Origin of the sequence: Bradyrhizobium erythrophlei, assembly GCF_900129505.1 — a bacterium.
Lineage (GTDB): Bacteria > Pseudomonadota > Alphaproteobacteria > Rhizobiales > Xanthobacteraceae > Bradyrhizobium > Bradyrhizobium erythrophlei_D.
In genome coordinates this window covers 2,975,206-2,991,417 of the sequence record NZ_LT670818.1, presented here as the reverse complement: position 1 = coordinate 2,991,417, position 16,212 = coordinate 2,975,206, and the positions used below count along the sequence as shown (strand labels likewise).

13 protein-coding genes are annotated in these 16,212 nt (G+C 64.6%); 8 read left to right on the top strand and 5 right to left on the bottom strand.

Annotated elements, in window-relative coordinates; translation table 11 throughout:
* Positions 1–31: 31 nt before the first annotated feature.
* From B5525_RS13830 to B5525_RS13820, 3 genes are all read right to left on the bottom strand, one after another.
* Positions 32–2,875 (bottom strand): ligase-associated DNA damage response DEXH box helicase, encoded by a 2,844-nt coding sequence (locus tag B5525_RS13830; protein ID WP_425305312.1) that lies wholly within the window; start codon positions 2,873–2,875, stop codon positions 32–34.
* Positions 2,876–3,086: 211 nt separating this feature from the next.
* Complete coding sequence (locus B5525_RS13825; RefSeq protein WP_079566500.1) at positions 3,087–4,316, bottom strand: ABC transporter substrate-binding protein; 1,230 nt, start codon at positions 4,314–4,316, stop codon at positions 3,087–3,089.
* A gap of 111 nt (positions 4,317–4,427) precedes the next feature.
* On the bottom strand, positions 4,428–5,354 hold the full coding sequence (locus tag B5525_RS13820) for a class I SAM-dependent DNA methyltransferase (protein WP_079566499.1): 927 nt from the start codon (positions 5,352–5,354) through the stop codon (positions 4,428–4,430).
* Positions 5,355–5,431: 77 nt separating this feature from the next.
* Between B5525_RS13820 and B5525_RS13815 the strand changes: the two genes are divergently transcribed.
* The 5 genes from B5525_RS13815 to B5525_RS13795 all read left to right on the top strand — a co-directional run bounded on the left by B5525_RS13815 (position 5,432) and on the right by B5525_RS13795 (position 11,080).
* The gene (locus B5525_RS13815; protein WP_079566498.1) at positions 5,432–6,472 is read left to right on the top strand and encodes a ligase-associated DNA damage response exonuclease; all 1,041 of its coding nucleotides are present in this window, start codon (positions 5,432–5,434) and stop codon (positions 6,470–6,472) included.
* The gene (locus B5525_RS13810; RefSeq protein ID WP_079566497.1) at positions 6,469–8,484 is read left to right on the top strand and encodes an ATP-dependent DNA ligase; all 2,016 of its coding nucleotides are present in this window, start codon (positions 6,469–6,471) and stop codon (positions 8,482–8,484) included. Before B5525_RS13815 ends, B5525_RS13810 begins: the two co-directional genes overlap by 4 nt.
* A 96-nt stretch (positions 8,485–8,580) precedes the next feature.
* Complete coding sequence (locus tag B5525_RS13805) at positions 8,581–8,883, top strand: DUF6460 domain-containing protein (RefSeq protein WP_079566496.1); 303 nt, start codon at positions 8,581–8,583, stop codon at positions 8,881–8,883.
* 168 nt (positions 8,884–9,051) lie between these two features.
* Positions 9,052–10,332, top strand: a complete 1,281-nt coding sequence (locus tag B5525_RS13800; protein WP_079573337.1) for an MATE family efflux transporter — start codon at positions 9,052–9,054, stop codon at positions 10,330–10,332.
* Positions 10,333–10,345: 13 nt separating this feature from the next.
* Positions 10,346–11,080, top strand: coding sequence for an MBL fold metallo-hydrolase (locus B5525_RS13795; protein WP_079566495.1), 735 nt, complete (start codon positions 10,346–10,348; stop codon positions 11,078–11,080).
* A gap of 119 nt (positions 11,081–11,199) precedes the next feature.
* On the opposite strand, the gene B5525_RS13790 is transcribed toward B5525_RS13795, so the two are convergent.
* Both B5525_RS13790 and B5525_RS13785 read right to left on the bottom strand, forming a co-directional pair.
* Positions 11,200–12,294, bottom strand: a complete 1,095-nt coding sequence (locus B5525_RS13790; protein WP_079566494.1) for a quinone-dependent dihydroorotate dehydrogenase — start codon at positions 12,292–12,294, stop codon at positions 11,200–11,202.
* Complete coding sequence (locus tag B5525_RS13785) at positions 12,291–12,635, bottom strand: DUF952 domain-containing protein (RefSeq protein WP_079573336.1); 345 nt, start codon at positions 12,633–12,635, stop codon at positions 12,291–12,293. The genes B5525_RS13790 and B5525_RS13785 overlap by 4 nt, the downstream gene beginning before the upstream one ends.
* 169 nt (positions 12,636–12,804) lie before the next feature.
* Here B5525_RS13785 and B5525_RS13780 point away from each other — a divergent pair, with 169 nt between their 5' ends.
* The 3 genes from B5525_RS13780 to B5525_RS13770 all read left to right on the top strand — a co-directional run bounded on the left by B5525_RS13780 (position 12,805) and on the right by B5525_RS13770 (position 16,201).
* Positions 12,805–13,449 (top strand): S24 family peptidase, encoded by a 645-nt coding sequence (locus tag B5525_RS13780; RefSeq protein ID WP_079573335.1) that lies wholly within the window; start codon positions 12,805–12,807, stop codon positions 13,447–13,449.
* Between the two features lies 1 nt (position 13,450).
* Positions 13,451–13,972, top strand: coding sequence for a mismatch-specific DNA-glycosylase (locus B5525_RS13775; RefSeq protein WP_244567895.1), 522 nt, complete (start codon positions 13,451–13,453; stop codon positions 13,970–13,972).
* 1,104 nt (positions 13,973–15,076) lie between these two features.
* Positions 15,077–16,201 (top strand): amidinotransferase, encoded by a 1,125-nt coding sequence (locus B5525_RS13770; protein WP_244567894.1) that lies wholly within the window; start codon positions 15,077–15,079, stop codon positions 16,199–16,201.
* Positions 16,202–16,212 lie beyond the last annotated feature (11 nt).

The following is a 16,212-nucleotide window of genomic DNA, read 5'->3' as shown; positions in this document are numbered from 1 at the left end:
ACGCGTGCCGTCACGGTCTGTCCAGTCGCCTCTATCCAGTCGCTTCTTTGACCAGTTCCTCGGCGGCCTCCGCCAGCAACTCGTCGGAGGCTTCGCCATAAACCGCTTCGCGGCCGATTTCCAGCATCACCGGCACCGCGAGCGGCGAAATGCGGTCGAGTTCCCTGTGGATGATTCGACCCTTGATTCGCAAGAGCATATCACTGAGCCGGCGGATATCGAGCAGCCCCGTCGCGGCGTCGGCACGCGCGGCGCGCAACAGCACGTGGTCGGGCTGGTGCTTGCGCAGCACGTCGTAGATCAAATCGGTCGAGAACAGGACCTGGCGCCGGGTCTTTTCCTCGCCGGTGAAGCGGCGGGCGATCAGGCCGGAGATGATGGCGCAGGTGCGGAAGGTACGCTTCATCAGCGCCGATTCCGCCAGCCACGCCTCGAGATCGTCGCCCAGCATGTCCGCATCGAACAGCGCGTCGAGATCGAGCTTGCCCTGGCGGACCATGAAGGACAGGTCGCCGAGCCCCCATACGGCCAACGCATATTCGTTGGCGACGAAGCCGAGCGGCCGGGCGCGGGCGCGCTCCAGCCGCCGCGTCAGCAGCATGCCGAGCGTCTGGTGCGCCAGCCGCCCCTCGAAGGGATAGCAGACGAGGTAATGCTTGTCCGCGCGGGGAAATGTTTCCACCACCAGCTCGCGCACGCCGGGAACGCGCGAAAAATGCGCCTGCAGCGACAGCCATTCCCGCACCTGGTCCGGCAGCGCCTTCCAGGCGCTGACGTCGTCGAGCAATTTGCGGACGCGTTCGGCGAGATAGGTCGAGAGCGGAAACTTGCCGCCCATATAGGACGGCACTTTGGCGTCCTTGTCGTTGGCGCGGGACACATAGACCTGGTCCTCCGCCAGCGCCTCGTAACGCACCACCTCGCCGCCGAACACAAAGGTGTCGCCGACCACCAGGCCTTCAATGAAATATTCCTCGATCTCGCCCAGCATGCGGCCGCCGCGCCCGAGCACGCCGGTCGATCCGGTATTCCCCTTGGCGCCGCGCGAGCGCACCAGCCTCACCTTCAGCATCGATTCCTCGACGATGGTGCCGACATTGAGGCGGTAGCTTTGCCGCACCCGCGGATTGGCGACGCGCCAGCGGGCCTGCTTGTCCTGCTTGATGCGCGCGAAACGCTCATAGGTCTTCAGCGCGTAGCCTCCGGTGGCGACGAAATCGACCACGTCATCGAAATCGGATCGCGCCAGGTTTGAGTACGGCGCCGCGGTGAGTACTTCGGCGTAGAGTTCATCGGACAAGAACGGTTCGCCGCAGGCGCGGCCGAGCACGTGCTGCGCCAGCACGTCGAGCGCGCCGGTGCGCAGCGGCGGGGTATCCTGGGCATTTTCATTGACCGCGTCGATCGCCACCGCGCATTCCAGCACCTCGAAGCGATTGGCCGGCACCAGCACGGCGCGCGAGGCTTCGTCGATGCGGTGATTGGCGCGGCCGATTCGTTGCATCAGCCGCGAGGCGCCCTTCGGCGCGCCGATATTGATCACGAGATCGACGTCGCCCCAGTCGACGCCAAGATCGAGCGAGGAAGTACAGACCACGCCGCGCAGTTTTCCCGTCGCCATCGCGTCCTCGACCTTGCGGCGCTGCGCGACGTCGAGCGAGCCGTGATGCAGCGCGATCGCGAGCCCGTCATCGTTCATGCGCCAGAGGTCCTGGAACAGCATCTCGGCCTGGCTGCGGGTGTTGACGAACACCAGCGTGGTCTTGTTGCGCTTTATCAGGTCATAGACCTCGTTGAGCGCGTGGCGCGCGGAGTGGCCGGCCCAAGGCAGCCGCTCGCGCGTGTCCAGCATCTCGACAACAGGCGCCGCGGCGCCACCGGCGACGACGATGTCGGCGGCTTCGCTTGCGCCGCCGCGCTGCGGCGCCAGGAAGCGCGCCAGCGATTCCGGCTCCGCCACCGTCGCCGACAAGCCGATGGCGCGCATCTGCGGCACGAGCTGCCATAGCCGCGCCAGCCCAAGCGACAGCAGATCGCCGCGCTTGGAGGTGACCAGCGCATGCAATTCGTCGAGCACGATGCGCTTGAGGGAGGAGAACAGAAACGGCGCATCGTCGGACGACAGCAGCAGCGCCAGTTGTTCGGGCGTGGTGAGCAGGATGTCCGGCGGATAGCGCCGCTGCCGCTGCCGCCGCGACACCGGCGTGTCGCCGGTGCGGGTCTCGACCTTGACCGGCAGCCCCATCTCGGCAATCGGCGTTTCCAGGTTGCGCGCGATATCGACCGCGAGCGCCTTCAGCGGCGAAATGTAGAGCGTGTGCAGGCCGCGGCTGCGCTGCACGCCGCGTCCGGTGGAGGCGACGGCGGGGCGCGAAGATTTCGCCGTTGCCTTCGCGACGAATGACTCCTCCTCCCCTCCTTCCGCGCGCGTCGCCTCCTCCGTAGCGCGCGATCTCTGCTCCCCTCCCCCCGCGCGCGAAGCGCGTGGCGGGGTCCGAGGCGAGCGAAGCTCGCTCTCGCGGTCGGGGGTGGGGGGTGTCTCAACAGTCTCGGCACCAACATGGGCACGAGCGCCCGCTGAAGCACCCCCCACCCCCGACCCCTCCCCGCCGCTGCGCGGGGGGAGGGGGGAAGAGCGCACAGCGGATGAGGGAGAAGAGCGTGCCGGCAACGCGATAGCAGAGCTAGCACGTTCCGACATCGCGCTCAGTTCCACCAGCGTCGGCAGAAATCCCGCCAGCGTCTTGCCGGCGCCGGTGGGCGCGATCAACAGCGCGGAGCGGTCGTCGCGGGCTTTTGCGAGCAACTCGAGCTGGTGCTCGCGCGGCGACCAGCCGCGCGCGGCGAACCAGCGACGGAAACGCTCCGGCAGCAATTCGGCCGGTTCGGTCGGAGACTGGATCTGGATGCGGGGCGGCACAGCATTAGAGCTATGCCGCCGGACCGGGTTCGTCGAGGGGCGGCAGCAGGTCAACCCGGCTGCCGGTGCAAACGAATTGGCGCTGCCACCTCCGTACCGCAAGCACTTGCTTCTCCCCTCCCTCCGCGCGCGTAGCGCGTGGCGGGAGGGGAGATGGCGCCGCGGCCTATTCCGTCACCGCTTTTTCCGAAATCTGCCAGTCCTTGCCGTCGAAGATCGAGATGTGGAGGGTCTTCATCGGCGAGTAGTCGTCGGGGGTGTAGCTGTAATTGATATCGTCAAGGAAGAAGGGCGAGTGGAAGCCGGCCAGCGTCGATGCCTGCTTGAGCACATTGGCGCGGGTCAGATCGTCGCCGCAGCGGCGCAGGATTTCGCCCATCGAAACCGCCTGGCCGTAGCCGGCATAGGCGATGGTGTTGTCGGGATCGACATTGGGCAGGTATTTCGCGCGCAGCGCCTCGAACGCCATCGCGTCCTTGTCCTTCTCCCAGCGGCCCGGCCCGGCCTCCTTGGAATAGCGGATCGCGACGATATCCTTCGCGTTCTCGAAGCCGGCGGCATTGAGGATCGAGCGGCCGGTGGAACCCGCCGACAGCAATTGCAGCGGCTTCCAGCCGAGCTCGGCCACTTTCCGGATCGACTGCGACGACGCCTTGCCGGTGGAGATGTTGTAGAAGACATCCGCGCCCGATTTCGAGAGATTGATGAGCTGGGAATCGACCGTCGGTTCGGTCAGATCATAGGTCTGCTCCATGATCACCTTGGCGGTGCCGCCGGCATCCTCCAGCACCTTCTTGAAGGGCCCGAGGAAATCACGGCCGAAATCGTCGTTCTGGTAGAGGATGCCGATCTTCGCATCCGGCTTCACGGCCACGACATGCTTGGCGAGGATGCGCGCTTCGGTCGGATAGAGCGGCAACCCCGCCATGGTCCATTTGTTGTTCTTCGGATCGTTCCATTTCGAGGCGCCGGTGTTGAGCAGAAGCTGCGGCACGCCCTTGGAATTGAGGTATTTATGCACGGCGGTCTGCGGCGCGGTGCCGAGCGAGCCGAACAGCGCCAGCACTTCCTCCTGCTCGACCAGCCGGCGCGTGGCTTCGACGCATTTCGGCGCGCTGTAGGCATCATCCATGGTGAAGAATTTTATCTTTCGCCCGTTGATGCCGTCCTTTTCGTTCAGCATCTGGAAATAGGCTTCGCCGACGCGGCCCAGCACGCCGTAGAGCGAACCCGGGCCGCTGTGCGGCACGGTCTGGCCGAGCTTGATTTCGCTGTCGGTCGCGCCCGGATCGTATTTCTTTTCGGCGGCCCAGACGTAAGGCGCGGGCAGCACCGAGGCTGCGATCGCAGCAAGCGAGGTGGCGCCAAACTGGCGCCTCGTCTGTTTTCGGTTCATTTGGTTTCTCCCTAGAGGGAGCATTGATCTACATTCGCGCAGAGACGGCAAGCGCGAAGTTCTGGATTGCGGCGCAATACCGCTCCGCCCTAATTCCGCAGGACGCGATATTCACGACTTCGTGGCGACCACGACCAGGCCGGGCACCGGCGCATTGTCCTCGTTGCGGGCGGAGCGATCCTCAAGCTGCGACAGATTGAGCTCCACCGCCGCAACCGACGCGCCGACATAATCCGCGCCGTGCGCGTAACGCAGCCCCTCGCCGAGAATGACGCCCTCACCGTCATGGGTTTCGGTCGTGAACGCAAATAGGCCGCCAGGCGCCAGCACGCGTTCGGCCTCCCCCAGCACCGGAGCGAGATCGGCGACATAGACCATGGCGTCGGCGGCGAGGATGAGCTCGGCGCTGGCGTCGGGTTTGCGGCGCAGGCCAGACAGCAAATCATCGACTTCCAGTTCCGCATAAAGCGACGAGGCGCGGGCCTTCTCGATCATCCGCGGCGACAGATCGATGCCGATGAAATGGTCGACGTTGCGGGCGAAGGCGGTCGCCGCGAGGCCAGTGCCGCAGCCGAGATCGATGGCGCGCCTGAAGAAGGCGGGCTTGCGGACCGCGGCGCGCGCGGCGAGCACCGCCTTGAACAACAGCGCCGGCCCGCGATAGCCGAGATCGTCGACCAAAGCGGATTCGAATTTCGGCGCGTATTGATCGAACAACGCGCGCACATAGGCCTGCGGCATGTCCGCCAGCGGCTCGGCGCCGTGCCGCATCAAACGCAGGCCGGCGCCGTGGCGGTCCTCGGGATCGGCGACCTGCGCCTTGCGGAAGGCCTCGATCGCCGCGTTGCGCTCGCCGAGCTGTACGCGGATTTCGCCGAGCGTGAACCAGGCCGAGGCAAAGCCGGGCGCGAGCTCGATCGCTTGCAATAGCAGATCGGCGGCGGCGACCAGATCGCCATTGAGCTGCAGATCGCGCGCGAAGTCGAACCGCCGGTCGGCCATCAGATCGCCGGAGGACAGGAACATGCGGATGGGCATCGTCGGGAACCGATTGCGGGCTTCGAGGGCAGAGGAGCCAGACTCGAACGAGTCCCGGCAGAGACTATATAAACGACATGCGCCCGCAAGACATCCTGATGCCCGTTGCCGCCGGCCTGTGCTGCAAGCCCGGCGGCTTCCACATCGATCCGGTCCGCCCCGTCGAGCGCGCCGTGATTACCCACGGCCATTCCGACCACGCCCGGGCGGGCCATGGCGCGGTGCTGGCGACGCAGGAGACGCTCGACATGATGCGGCTGCGCTACGGCGACAATATTGCCGGCAGCACACAGGCGATCGCCTATGGCGAAACGGTAAAACTCGACGACGTCACGGTGAAATTTCATCCCGCCGGCCATGTGCTGGGCTCGGCGCAGGTCGCGGTCTCCTGCCGGGATACCTGCATCGTCGCGTCAGGCGACTACAAGGACGCAGCCGACCCGACCTGCGCGCCGTTCGAAGTGGTGCCCTGCGACGTCTTCATTACCGAGGCCACGTTCGGCCTGCCGGTGTTCCGCCACGGCGATGCGGCGGATGAAGTGAAAAAGCTGCTGGCGTCGGTGGCGCTGTTTCCGGAGCGGGCGCATCTGGTCGGCGCCTATTCGCTCGGCAAGGCACAGCGCGTGATCGCGCTGTTGCGCGTCGCCGGCTATGACGCGCCGATCTATCTGCACGGCGCGATGGAAAAGATCACGCATTACTACGAGGGCCGCGGCATCGCGCTCGGTGAGCTGCGCGCCGTCAAGGGCGTGAAGAAGGCCGATCTCGCCGGCACCATCACGCTGGCGCCGCCGTCGGCCACCTCGGATATCTGGACCCGGCGTTTCCCGGATCCGGTCACCGCATTCGCCTCGGGGTGGATGCGGGTGCGCGCCCGCGCGCGCCAGCGCGGCATCGAATTGCCGCTGGTGATTTCGGACCACGCCGACTGGGACGGGCTGACCGCGACGATCGAGGCGACCGGCGCCGGCGAGGTCTGGGTCACCCATGGCCAGGAAGATGCGCTGGTGCATTGGTGCAAGACCAAAGGCCTCGCCGCCCGGCCGCTCGATCTGGTCGGCTACGGCGACGAGGACGAGGGTGATGCGGCGCCGCTGGCCGAGGACCCCGAAGCATGAACCGCTTCGCCAAACTGCTCGACCGCCTCGCCTACGAGCCCGGTCGCAACAACAAGCTGCGGCTGCTCACCGCCTATTTCCGCGAGGCCGAAGACCCCGACCGCGGCTATGCGCTCGCCGCGCTGACCGGCGCGCTGTCGTTCAAGCACGCAAAGCCTGGCCTGATCCGCGACCTGATCGCCGCCCGCACCGATCCCGTGCTGTTCGCTCTGTCCTATGACTACGTCGGCGACCTCTCGGAGACGGTGGCGCTGATGTGGCCGAAGGCCGCGATCAATCGCGAGGAGCCTTTGCTGGGCCACCCCTCTCCCCAACCCTCCCCCGCAAGGGGGGAGGGAGCCGATCCGAATCCGGCGCGGTCACTCCGCAAAGAATTGAAGACGGCCACCGCGACAGCTCCCTCTTCCCCCCTCCCCCCGCGAAGCGGCGGGGAGGGGTCGGGGGTGGGGGGTGGTTCAGCGAGTTCTCGCTCTCATGCTGGCACCGAATCTACTGAAACTCCCCCCACCCCCGACCTCGAGAGCGAGCTTCGCTCGCCTCGGACCCCGCCACGCGCTTCGCGCGTGGAGGGAGGGGAGAAGCAAGCGGTTGCTGGTCACAACAACCCGCCTCCGCCGACGCTGACCGAAGTCGTCACCACGCTGCGCACGCTGGGCAAGACCGAACTCCCAAAACAGCTCGCGCGCTGGCTCGACGAGCTCGACGAGACCGGCCGCTGGGCGCTTCTAAAACTCGTCACCGGCGCGATGCGGATCGGGATCTCGGCGCGGCTGGCGAAGACGGCGGCGGCCGAACTCGGGGCCAAGGACCCGCACGAGATCGAATTGATGTGGCCAGGCCTCAGCCCGCCCTATCTCGATCTGTTCGCGTGGCTGGAGGGCCGCGGCGAAAAGCCTGAAAATCTCGATCCCACGCCGTTCCGCCCGGTGATGCTGGCGCATGCAATCGAGAACACGGATTTTGCGGGTCTTGATGCTGCCGATTTCATCGCGGAATGGAAATGGGACGGCATCCGCGTGCAGGCGGTGAGCGGCCGCGACCCGCGCGGCCACATGATGGCGCGGCTCTATTCACGCAGCGGCGAGGACATCACCGGGAGCTTTCCGGATTTATTGCCGTCATTGCATTTGCCCGGCGCGATCGATGGCGAACTTTTGGTGCTGCGCGAGGGACGCGTACAGAGTTTCAACGTCCTGCAGCAGCGCCTCAACCGCAAAGTGGTGTCGCCGAAACTGACCAAGGATTATCCGATCCATCTGCGCGCCTATGACCTCCTTGGCGACGGCGATGCCGATTTGCGCACGCTGCCGTTCGCCGAACGCCGCAAGCGGCTCGAGACTTTCGTCACCAAGCTCGACGATCCCAGGATCGACCTGTCGCCGGTGATCGCATTCGACAGCTGGGACACGCTGACCTCGGCGCGAAAGGATCCGGCCAGCGCCGGGGCCGGCGCGGACGCCGAAGCCGTCGAGGGCGTGATGCTCAAGCGACGCGACGCGCTCTATCTGCCGGGACGGCCGAAAGGCCAGTGGTGGAAATGGAAGCGCGACCCGCACATCATCGATGCCGTGCTGATGTATGCGCAGCGCGGCCACGGCAAGCGTTCGTCCTATTACTCGGACTATACGTTCGGGGTCTGGACCAATAGCGAGGACGGCGAGCAGCTGGTGCCGGTCGGCAAGGCCTATTTCGGCTTCACCGATGAAGAACTCCTGCAGATCGACCGCTTCGTCCGCCGCAACACCACGGAAAAGTTCGGACCGGTGCGGCATGTGGTGCACGAGCCGGATCAGGGGCTGGTGCTGGAAGTCGCGTTCGAGGGTCTGGCGCGCTCGCCGCGGCATAAATCCGGCGTGGCAATGCGGTTTCCCCGCATCAGCCGGTTGCGCTGGGACAAGCCCCCACGCGAAGCCGACCGGCTGGAAACGCTGGAACGGATGCTGAAGGCCGAAACCGTAGCGTTTTCAAGCGAAGTGGATGCCGGTTCGCGTGAAGAAAATACGTCGAAGTAAAGCCGCAACGGCGGGCCATTGACGGCAACAGGCGGGTTCCCCATCTGCCCGGTACCGACTACACTAGGCTGCGGCTTGACGCGCGGGAGATCATCAATGGCCAACGACACCAGGGAATTGCCGGCAGCCAATGACAGCGTCAGCCGCTTTCTCGGCGGCTCGCCGCTGATGGTGGCGTTTCGGCTGGTGCTGCTGTCGATCCTCGTCGGCGTGGTGCTGGCTGCGATCGGCTTCGATCCCTGGAATATCCTCGAGAGCATCCGGCTGTTGTTCCAGCGGCTGTGGAACCTCGGCTTCGACGCGGTGAACTGGCTGTGGCGCTACTTCCTGCTGGGTGCGGTGATCGTGATCCCGATCTGGCTGTTGTCGCGGCTGTTCGGCACGCCGCGCGGGCGATAGAGCATGATCCGGAAAAGTGGATGCCGGTTTTCCGACAAGATCATGCTCAAACAAAAAACGAAAATCACGATCCGATCTAATCGGATCGTGATTTAGTTCGCGTATAGGCAGCCGTCGTTGACTTCCAGGGTTACGAGCGCGCAGGTGTTCGCCATCGCAGGTCCGGCGATGGTGGCGAACCTGACCACGCCGCTGATCGGCATCGTCTCGACGATCGCGATCGGCCGGCTCGGCGACGCCACCCTGCTCGGCGGCGTCGCCATCGCCTCGGTGATCTTCGACTGCCTGTTCTGGCTGTTCGCCTTCCTGCGCATGAGCACGGTCGCCTTCACGGCGCAGGCGCTCGGCGCCGGCGAGACGCTGGAACTGCGCGCGCTGTTCGTGCGCGGGCTTGTCGTGGCGGCGCTGATCGGCGCCGCCCTCATCGCCCTGCAGATCCCGCTGGCCGCGATCATGCTCGGCGCGATGGGTGGCAGCGAGGGCGTTACGCGCGCGGCACGGACCTACTTCATCATCCGGATCTGGTCGGCGCCGGTGGCGCTGGCGAACTATGTCGTGCTCGGCTGGCTGATCGGACAGGCGCGCGCCCGGCTCGCGCTGGCCGTGCAGATCGCGATCAACCTCATCAACATGGCGGGCACGGTGCTGCTGGTGCTGGTCGCAAACGCCGGCATATCCGGCGCGGCCATCGCCGCATTGATCGCGGAAGCCTTCGGTCTCCTGCTCGGCCTCCTCATTGCGCGCCGCCTCACCAGCGGACAACCCGCCATCCCCCGTGCGACGCTGCTTGACCGCGACAAGCTGATCCGCATGCTCGGCGTCAACCGCGACATCATGATCCGCACCGCCTCGCTGATCACCGTATTCCTGTTCTTCACCGCGCAGGGCGCGCGCGCCGGCGACGTGACGCTGGCCGCCAACGCGGTGCTGAACAATTTTCTCCTAGTCAGCGCGTTCTTCCTCGACGGCCTTGCCAATGCCGCCGAACAGCTCTGCGGCCGCGCCTATGGCGCCCGCGACAGGCCGGCGTTCTCCGGCGCGGTCCGGCGCGTGATGTCGTGGGGATTTGGCTTCGCGCTTGCCGTGACCGCCATTTTCGCGCTGTTCGGCCCCGGCTTGATCGACCTCATGACCGCGAGCGCGGACGTCCGCCATGGCGCGCGCGACTATCTGCCGTTCGTGGTGGCGTCGCCGCTGCTTGCCGTATTCGCCTTCGGCTTCGACGGGGTCTATATCGGCGCGACCTGGGCGCGCGAGATGCGCAATCTGATGATGCTGTCGCTGCTGATCTTTCTCGCTGCGTGGCTGGGCTTGCGGTCGTTCGGCAATGCCGGGCTGTGGGCTGCGTTCCTGGTGCATTACGCCGCCCGCGGCGGGTTGCAGGCGCTGCGCTATCCGGCGATGCTGCGGGCGTCGTTCCGGCAACCGAAGGTGCCGGCTGAACCTTAAGGGAATCCGACCGATGCAGGTGCGGTTTGTCGGCTGTGGCGACGCGTTCGGTTCCGGCGGAAGGTACAACACCTGCTTTCACGTCACTGGCGAGAAGGTCAATTTCCTGATCGATTGCGGCGCTTCCTCGCTGCCGGCGCTAAAGCGGCTCGGCATCGACCGCGACCGCATCGATCTCATCCTGATCACGCATTTTCACGGTGATCATTTTGCCGGGCTGCCGTTCCTGCTGCTCGACGCCCAGTTCACCCGCCGCACCCGGCCGCTGGTGATCGCGGGGCCGGAAGGAATCGAGACGCGGCTGGCGCAGGTGATGGAAGTCCTGTTTGAGAATTCGTCCAGGACAAAGCAGCGGTTCGATCTTTCGGTGGTCGCGCTCAAGCCCGAACAAACGCAAGACTTCGGTACGATCAAAGTCACGCCCTATCCGGTGGTGCATGGCGAATCCGGCGGCCCGTTCCTGGCCTACCGGGTGGAAGCCGAGGGCCGTGTCATCGCCTACAGCGCCGACACCGAATGGACGGAGACGCTGGTTCCGGCGGCACGCGGCGCCGACCTGTTCATCGCCGAGGCCTATACGTATGACAGGCCGGTGAAGAACCACCTTAGCCTCGCAACGCTTGCGGCGCATCTCGACGAGATCAAGCCGAAGCGGCTGGTGCTGACCCACATGAGCGACGACATGCTGGGGCGGCTGGATACGCTGGCCTACACGACTGCGAGCGACGGCATGATTGTGGAGTTGTAAGCTATTTTCCCGTCATTGCGAGGAGCGAAGCGACGAAGCAATCTAGCTTTCTTTCCTGCCGCTCTATGGATTGCTTCGCTGCGCTCGCAATGACGAGTTTGACATCCCGCCCGTTCGAATCAAACCGGCCAGTCCTCGGCAGTGATCGTCGCGGCGTCGGCGCCGACGATTTCGGACAGCGAGTCGCGGCCTGTGCGGAGCAGCGTCGCGGCGAGATCGTTCTTGATGTGGTCGACCAGGCCGAGGCCCTTGTAGATCAGCGACGAATAAAGCTGGATCAGGCTGGCGCCGGCGCGAATTTTTGTCAGCGCGGCGCCGCCTGAATCGATGCCGCCGACGCCGACCAGCGGAAATGCGCCTTCGGCGCGCACATAGGTCTCGGCCACCATGCGAGTCGACAGCCGGAACAGCGGCCGCCCCGACAGGCCGCCCTGCTCCTTGGCGCGGATCTGTTCGCGCAAGGTCGAGGGCCGCGCCGTGGTGGTATTGGCCACGATCATGCCGTCGACACGGCGCGAGCGGGCGATATGCACGACGTCGTCGAGTTCGGTGAGGCTGAGGTCGGGCGCGATCTTCAACAGCACCGGCGAATCGCCGGCGTTCTGGCGCACGCGCTCGCGCGCGTCGATCACTTTTGCCAGGAGATCGTCGAGGGCTGCGGCCTGCTGCAGGTTGCGCAGGCCCGGCGTGTTCGGTGACGACACGTTGACGGTGAAATAGCTTGCCACCGGCGCGAAGGTCTCGATCAGCTTGACATAGTCGGCGACGCGGTCGGCGGAATCCTTGTTGGCGCCGACATTGACGCCGAGGATACCGCCCAGATGCGCGCGCGCCGCCAGCCGCCGCAGCACCGCCTCGGCGCCGTCATTGTTGAATCCCATGCGGTTGATCGCGGCCTCGTCGCGCTCCAGCCGGAACAGCCGCGGCCGCGGATTGCCGGTTTGCGGCCTCGGCGTCACGGTTCCGATTTCGACAAAGCCGAAACCTAACCGCAGCAGCGCGTCGGGCACTTCCGCGCTCTTGTCGAAGCCCGCGGCCATGCCGATCGGGTTGGGGAAGTTCAGGCCGAACGCCCGCACCGCGAGCTTCGAATCGTCCGGCCGCGGCCGCGTCGGCGGCAGCAGTTTCAAACCCTGGATCGCAAGCCGATGCGCATCCTCCGGATCGAACCAGCGCAACAGCGGCAGCGAGAAGGCGTCGAAGGCGCGGATCACGGGGCGAACTCCGGAATATCATGCGTGCCGTCCGACCGCGCCTGCATGTCGTGCACGCCGACGACCGCGCCGAGATCGAGTTCGCCGTAGAGATGCGGAAACAGTTCGCCGTTGCGCGAGGGTTCAAAGCGCAGCGCCTCGCCGAGCGCATCGGCGTCGACCTCGATCAGGAACAGTCCGGTCTGGCCGAAGAAATGCTTCCTTGCGGTCTCCGCGACCTGCGAGGCGATGGAAAAATGAATAAAACCGTCGCGCGCGTCGTCGGCACTGCCGCGGTAAACCCCTTGCCGCTCGGCTTCGCGCCAGGCCGAAGCGGGGCAGATTTTGTAGATCCTGCGCACGTGATCCGAAAGTCCTGTCTTGTCGTTGAGTCCAATGGGATTTCCCGGGGGGTGCCGGACCGTATCGGCGGCGCCTGCGCACTTCAAGGGCGTAGCGCAGGACGCTCCACCGCGATTGCGAAAGGCCGCCATTTGAGGCAATAATTCCTAAGTCGAGAAGCACCGGATGATGGCCAAACAGCCGAAAACGCTGACCCACGGGCAAATCTGGACGGCGCTGGACCGGCTGGCGGAGCGCGCCGGCCTGTCGCCCTCCGGGCTCGCCAGGCGCTCCGGCCTCGATCCCACCACCTTCAACAAATCCAAGCGCGTCACGCCCGATGGCCGCGAACGCTGGCCTTCGACCGAATCGGTCTCCAAGGCCCTGGCGGCAACCAACAGTTCCATCGAGACGTTCGTGCAACTGATCGGCGACAGCGCGCGGACCGTGCCGTCGCTGCCGCATCTCGGCTTCGCGCAAACCGCCGGCGGCGGCTATTTCGACGATGGCGGGTTCCCGACCGGCAAGGGATGGGACCAGGTGGCGCTGCCTGCGCTCAATGACGAGCATGCCTACGCGCTGGAAATCTCCGGCGACCAGATGCAGCCCACCTATCGCGACGGCGACGTCCTCGTGGTGTCCCCCGGTACGCCGATCCGCCGGGGCGACCGGGTGGTGGTGAAAACCAGGGCCGGCGAAGTGATGGTCAGGGAATTGAAGCGCCGCACCACCAAGACGCTGGAGCTGCAATCGCTGAATTCGGGCCATGCCGACCGCACGCTTTCGGCCGGCGACGTCGCGTGGATCGCGCGGATCGTGTGGGCGAGTCAGTAACTTGCGCTTGCCGGACATTCTCCAGGACCTGCTGGTCGAATCCCTGCAAGTCGTGCTGTGTGGATCCGCGGCAAGTACCGCATCCGCCGCAGCGGCGGCCTACTATGCGCACAAGCAGAACAAGTTCTGGATAATTCTGCACGAGACCGGGCTTACTTCCGAGCTGCTGGAGCCTCGGCAATATCGCGAGCTCCTCAAATACGGGATCGGTCTCACCGACCTCGTGAAGACACATGCGGGAATGGATCATCAGATCCCGCTGGCCGGCGCGGCGGGGACCGGACGCACCCGTCTGCAAGCGTCCATCGCCGCGTGCCGGCCCAAATTCCTTGCCTTCACCAGCAAGACGGCAGGCGAGAGATTTCTGGGCGGCAGGAAAGATTATGGCGAGCAGACCGAGACCATCGCGACGACCCGGATCTGGATACTGCCTTCGACATCGGGCGCGGCCAATGGAAGCTGGCGTCCGGAAATCTGGCACGCGTTCGCGGAACGAGTCAGAGGCGCGGCTGGACCAGGATGATTAGTCACCTCTTCCCATCGGGAAGAGGTCGATTTGCGCAGCAAATCGGGTAAGGGGCGCAGGTCCAACGAGTGAGCGTAACCCCTCACCCGGCGCTGAGCCTGTGCCCGGACGGCGCGATGCGCCGACCCGGATGCGCCGACCTCTCCCTATGGGAGGTGCGCAGAGGCGCGGATAATTGATCTGCTTCGGCACCTCCGAGATTACCCACTAACTGGATATGCTTGGGGCATGCCAAAACCGATGCGATTGCCGAGTAGGCCCGGGGAATTTCACCCTGAGCCTCTCACAGATCCGGACTTGATACTCTCGCATCATCCGGCTCGTGCCATCGATTTAAGGCTGCCGCCTTCCGTTGAGCTTCGGGCTCCTCCCGTTGCCGGTTGGCCCGATTCATCGTCGATGACCCGCCCCCTTCGCTCCACGACCATTACAGCCGCTTCCTCGCTACTACGGAGCAGTCCGCCCCTCTCCGGCGCATCGGTACTTTCGGCCTTGCGGTTGGAGCCGCTTGTGTCTTTTCCCTTGGCATCGCCGGCTAGGTTCTCACGTTCCTTACAAGAGCCTGGTTGAGATTCGCGCCGTCTACATGCCGGATGTCGCTCGGTCAGTATCAGGACATCCACCGAACTGATCCCGAAGGTAGGGTCAACCCTCGGTTTTGACATCACCTAATCCGATTTCGACACTTCATCGACGGTTCGCTTGCGCTCGCCTCTCTCAACCGTACCTGCCGGGATCACCGTCCCAGCGTTTCCGCAGCGCTCACCACCGTGGCTTTTGACCAAAGCGGCCTGCGGTGGCTTGGGATCAGCGACCTGATCGCCGAACCCGAAGGACCTACCTTCATCTCCCATAAAGTTGCGCGCAGCCGTTTGGACCGGCTACGCTTCGTGACACAAGACCCAACTCGGACTTGGACACTTTGACGCTAACGCCAGGCGGAACCGCCTCAGTTGAAATCGGCAAGCGGCTCTAGTCTTTAGATTTATACGAGCCGTCCCCGGTCGTAGATTAGGCCAATTCGTCGCCCGCCGACCGCGTCCAGCTTCCGTTGGAACCTCCAAGACGCGCGACAGTTGTAGCCCTCAGAGGCCTCATGCAATGGACATGATCACGCGCAGTATCGGCCCGGACGCGGCCCCAGCGGGGCAGGCTTCTCCAGTGAACTCGCACAACGAGTGGGATCCGCTGGAGGAAGTGATTGTCGGAAGGCTCGAGGGTGCGACCATCCCGTCCGGTCATCCGGTTGTCACCTGCAACATTCCGGGCATGGCTGCGCGGGCTCAGTCGCTGGTCGCAGGCTTCCGTTTTCCAAAGATCATGATCGAACCGGCGCAGCGCGAGCTTGATGGCTTTGTTGCGCTGTTACAGTCGCTGGGTATCGTGGTGACGCGGCCGGAACCGGTTGATCACAAGAAACGCTTCAGCACGCCGGAATGGTCTTCACACGGGTTCTGCAATACCTGTCCGCGCGACAGCATGCTGGTGATCGGTGACGAGATCATCGAAACGCCGATGGTTTGGCCGTGTCGCTACTTCGAGACGCACTCCTATCGTCCGATCCTGAAGGATTATTTCCGGCGTGGCGCGCGCTGGACCGCCGCGCCCAGACCGCAACTGACGAACGAACTGTTCGATCCAGATTTTCGCGTCCCCGAAAAAGGCGAGCCGATCTCATATATCCTGACTGAATTCGAACCGGTCTTCGACGCCGCCGATTTCTTTCGCTGCGGGCGCGACCTGTTCGTGATCCGCAGCAACGTAACCAATGCGTCCGGTATTGAATGGCTGCGTCGCCATCTTGGGGACGGTTATCGCATTCATGAGATCGAGAGCCGCTGTCCCAATCCGATGCACATCGATACCACCATGTTGCCGCTTGGGCCCGGCAAGATTCTGATCAATCCCGAATACATAGACGTCGACCGTCTCCCGGCCATCTTGAAAAAATGGGACGTCCTTGTGGCCCCGGAGCCCGACCCGATCATCGATCGTATGCTCAAGATCACGTCGCTATGCGGCAAATGGCTCAACATGAACGTGCTGACAGTGGACGAGAATCGCGTCATCCTTGATCCCCATCATACCGGAACAATGCGAGCGATGGAAAAATGGGGATTTGAGCCGATTCCATGCGAGTTCTTGCACTACGCCGCATTTGGCGGCGCCTTCCACTGCGCCACGCTTGACATCCGGCGGCGCGGCACGTTGGAGAGCTATTTTTGAGTGTTGACCTT

Excerpts from the sequence above, each read along its gene's own strand:
- B5525_RS13825 (WP_079566500.1), bottom strand. The coding sequence starts at position 4,316 with ATGAACCGAAAACAGACGAGGCGCCAGTTTGGCGCCACCTCGCTTGCT.
- B5525_RS13770 (WP_244567894.1), top strand. The coding sequence starts at position 15,077 with ATGGACATGATCACGCGCAGTATCGGCCCGGACGCGGCCCCAGCGGGG.
- B5525_RS13780 (WP_079573335.1), top strand. The coding sequence starts at position 12,805 with ATGGCCAAACAGCCGAAAACGCTGACCCACGGGCAAATCTGGACGGCG.
- B5525_RS13815 (WP_079566498.1), top strand. The coding sequence starts at position 5,432 with ATGCGCCCGCAAGACATCCTGATGCCCGTTGCCGCCGGCCTGTGCTGC.
- B5525_RS13800 (WP_079573337.1), top strand. The coding sequence starts at position 9,052 with ATGGTGGCGAACCTGACCACGCCGCTGATCGGCATCGTCTCGACGATC.
- B5525_RS13805 (WP_079566496.1), top strand. The coding sequence starts at position 8,581 with ATGGCCAACGACACCAGGGAATTGCCGGCAGCCAATGACAGCGTCAGC.
- B5525_RS13810 (WP_079566497.1), top strand. The coding sequence starts at position 6,469 with ATGAACCGCTTCGCCAAACTGCTCGACCGCCTCGCCTACGAGCCCGGT.
- B5525_RS13795 (WP_079566495.1), top strand. The coding sequence starts at position 10,346 with ATGCAGGTGCGGTTTGTCGGCTGTGGCGACGCGTTCGGTTCCGGCGGA.
- B5525_RS13820 (WP_079566499.1), bottom strand. The coding sequence starts at position 5,354 with ATGCCCATCCGCATGTTCCTGTCCTCCGGCGATCTGATGGCCGACCGG.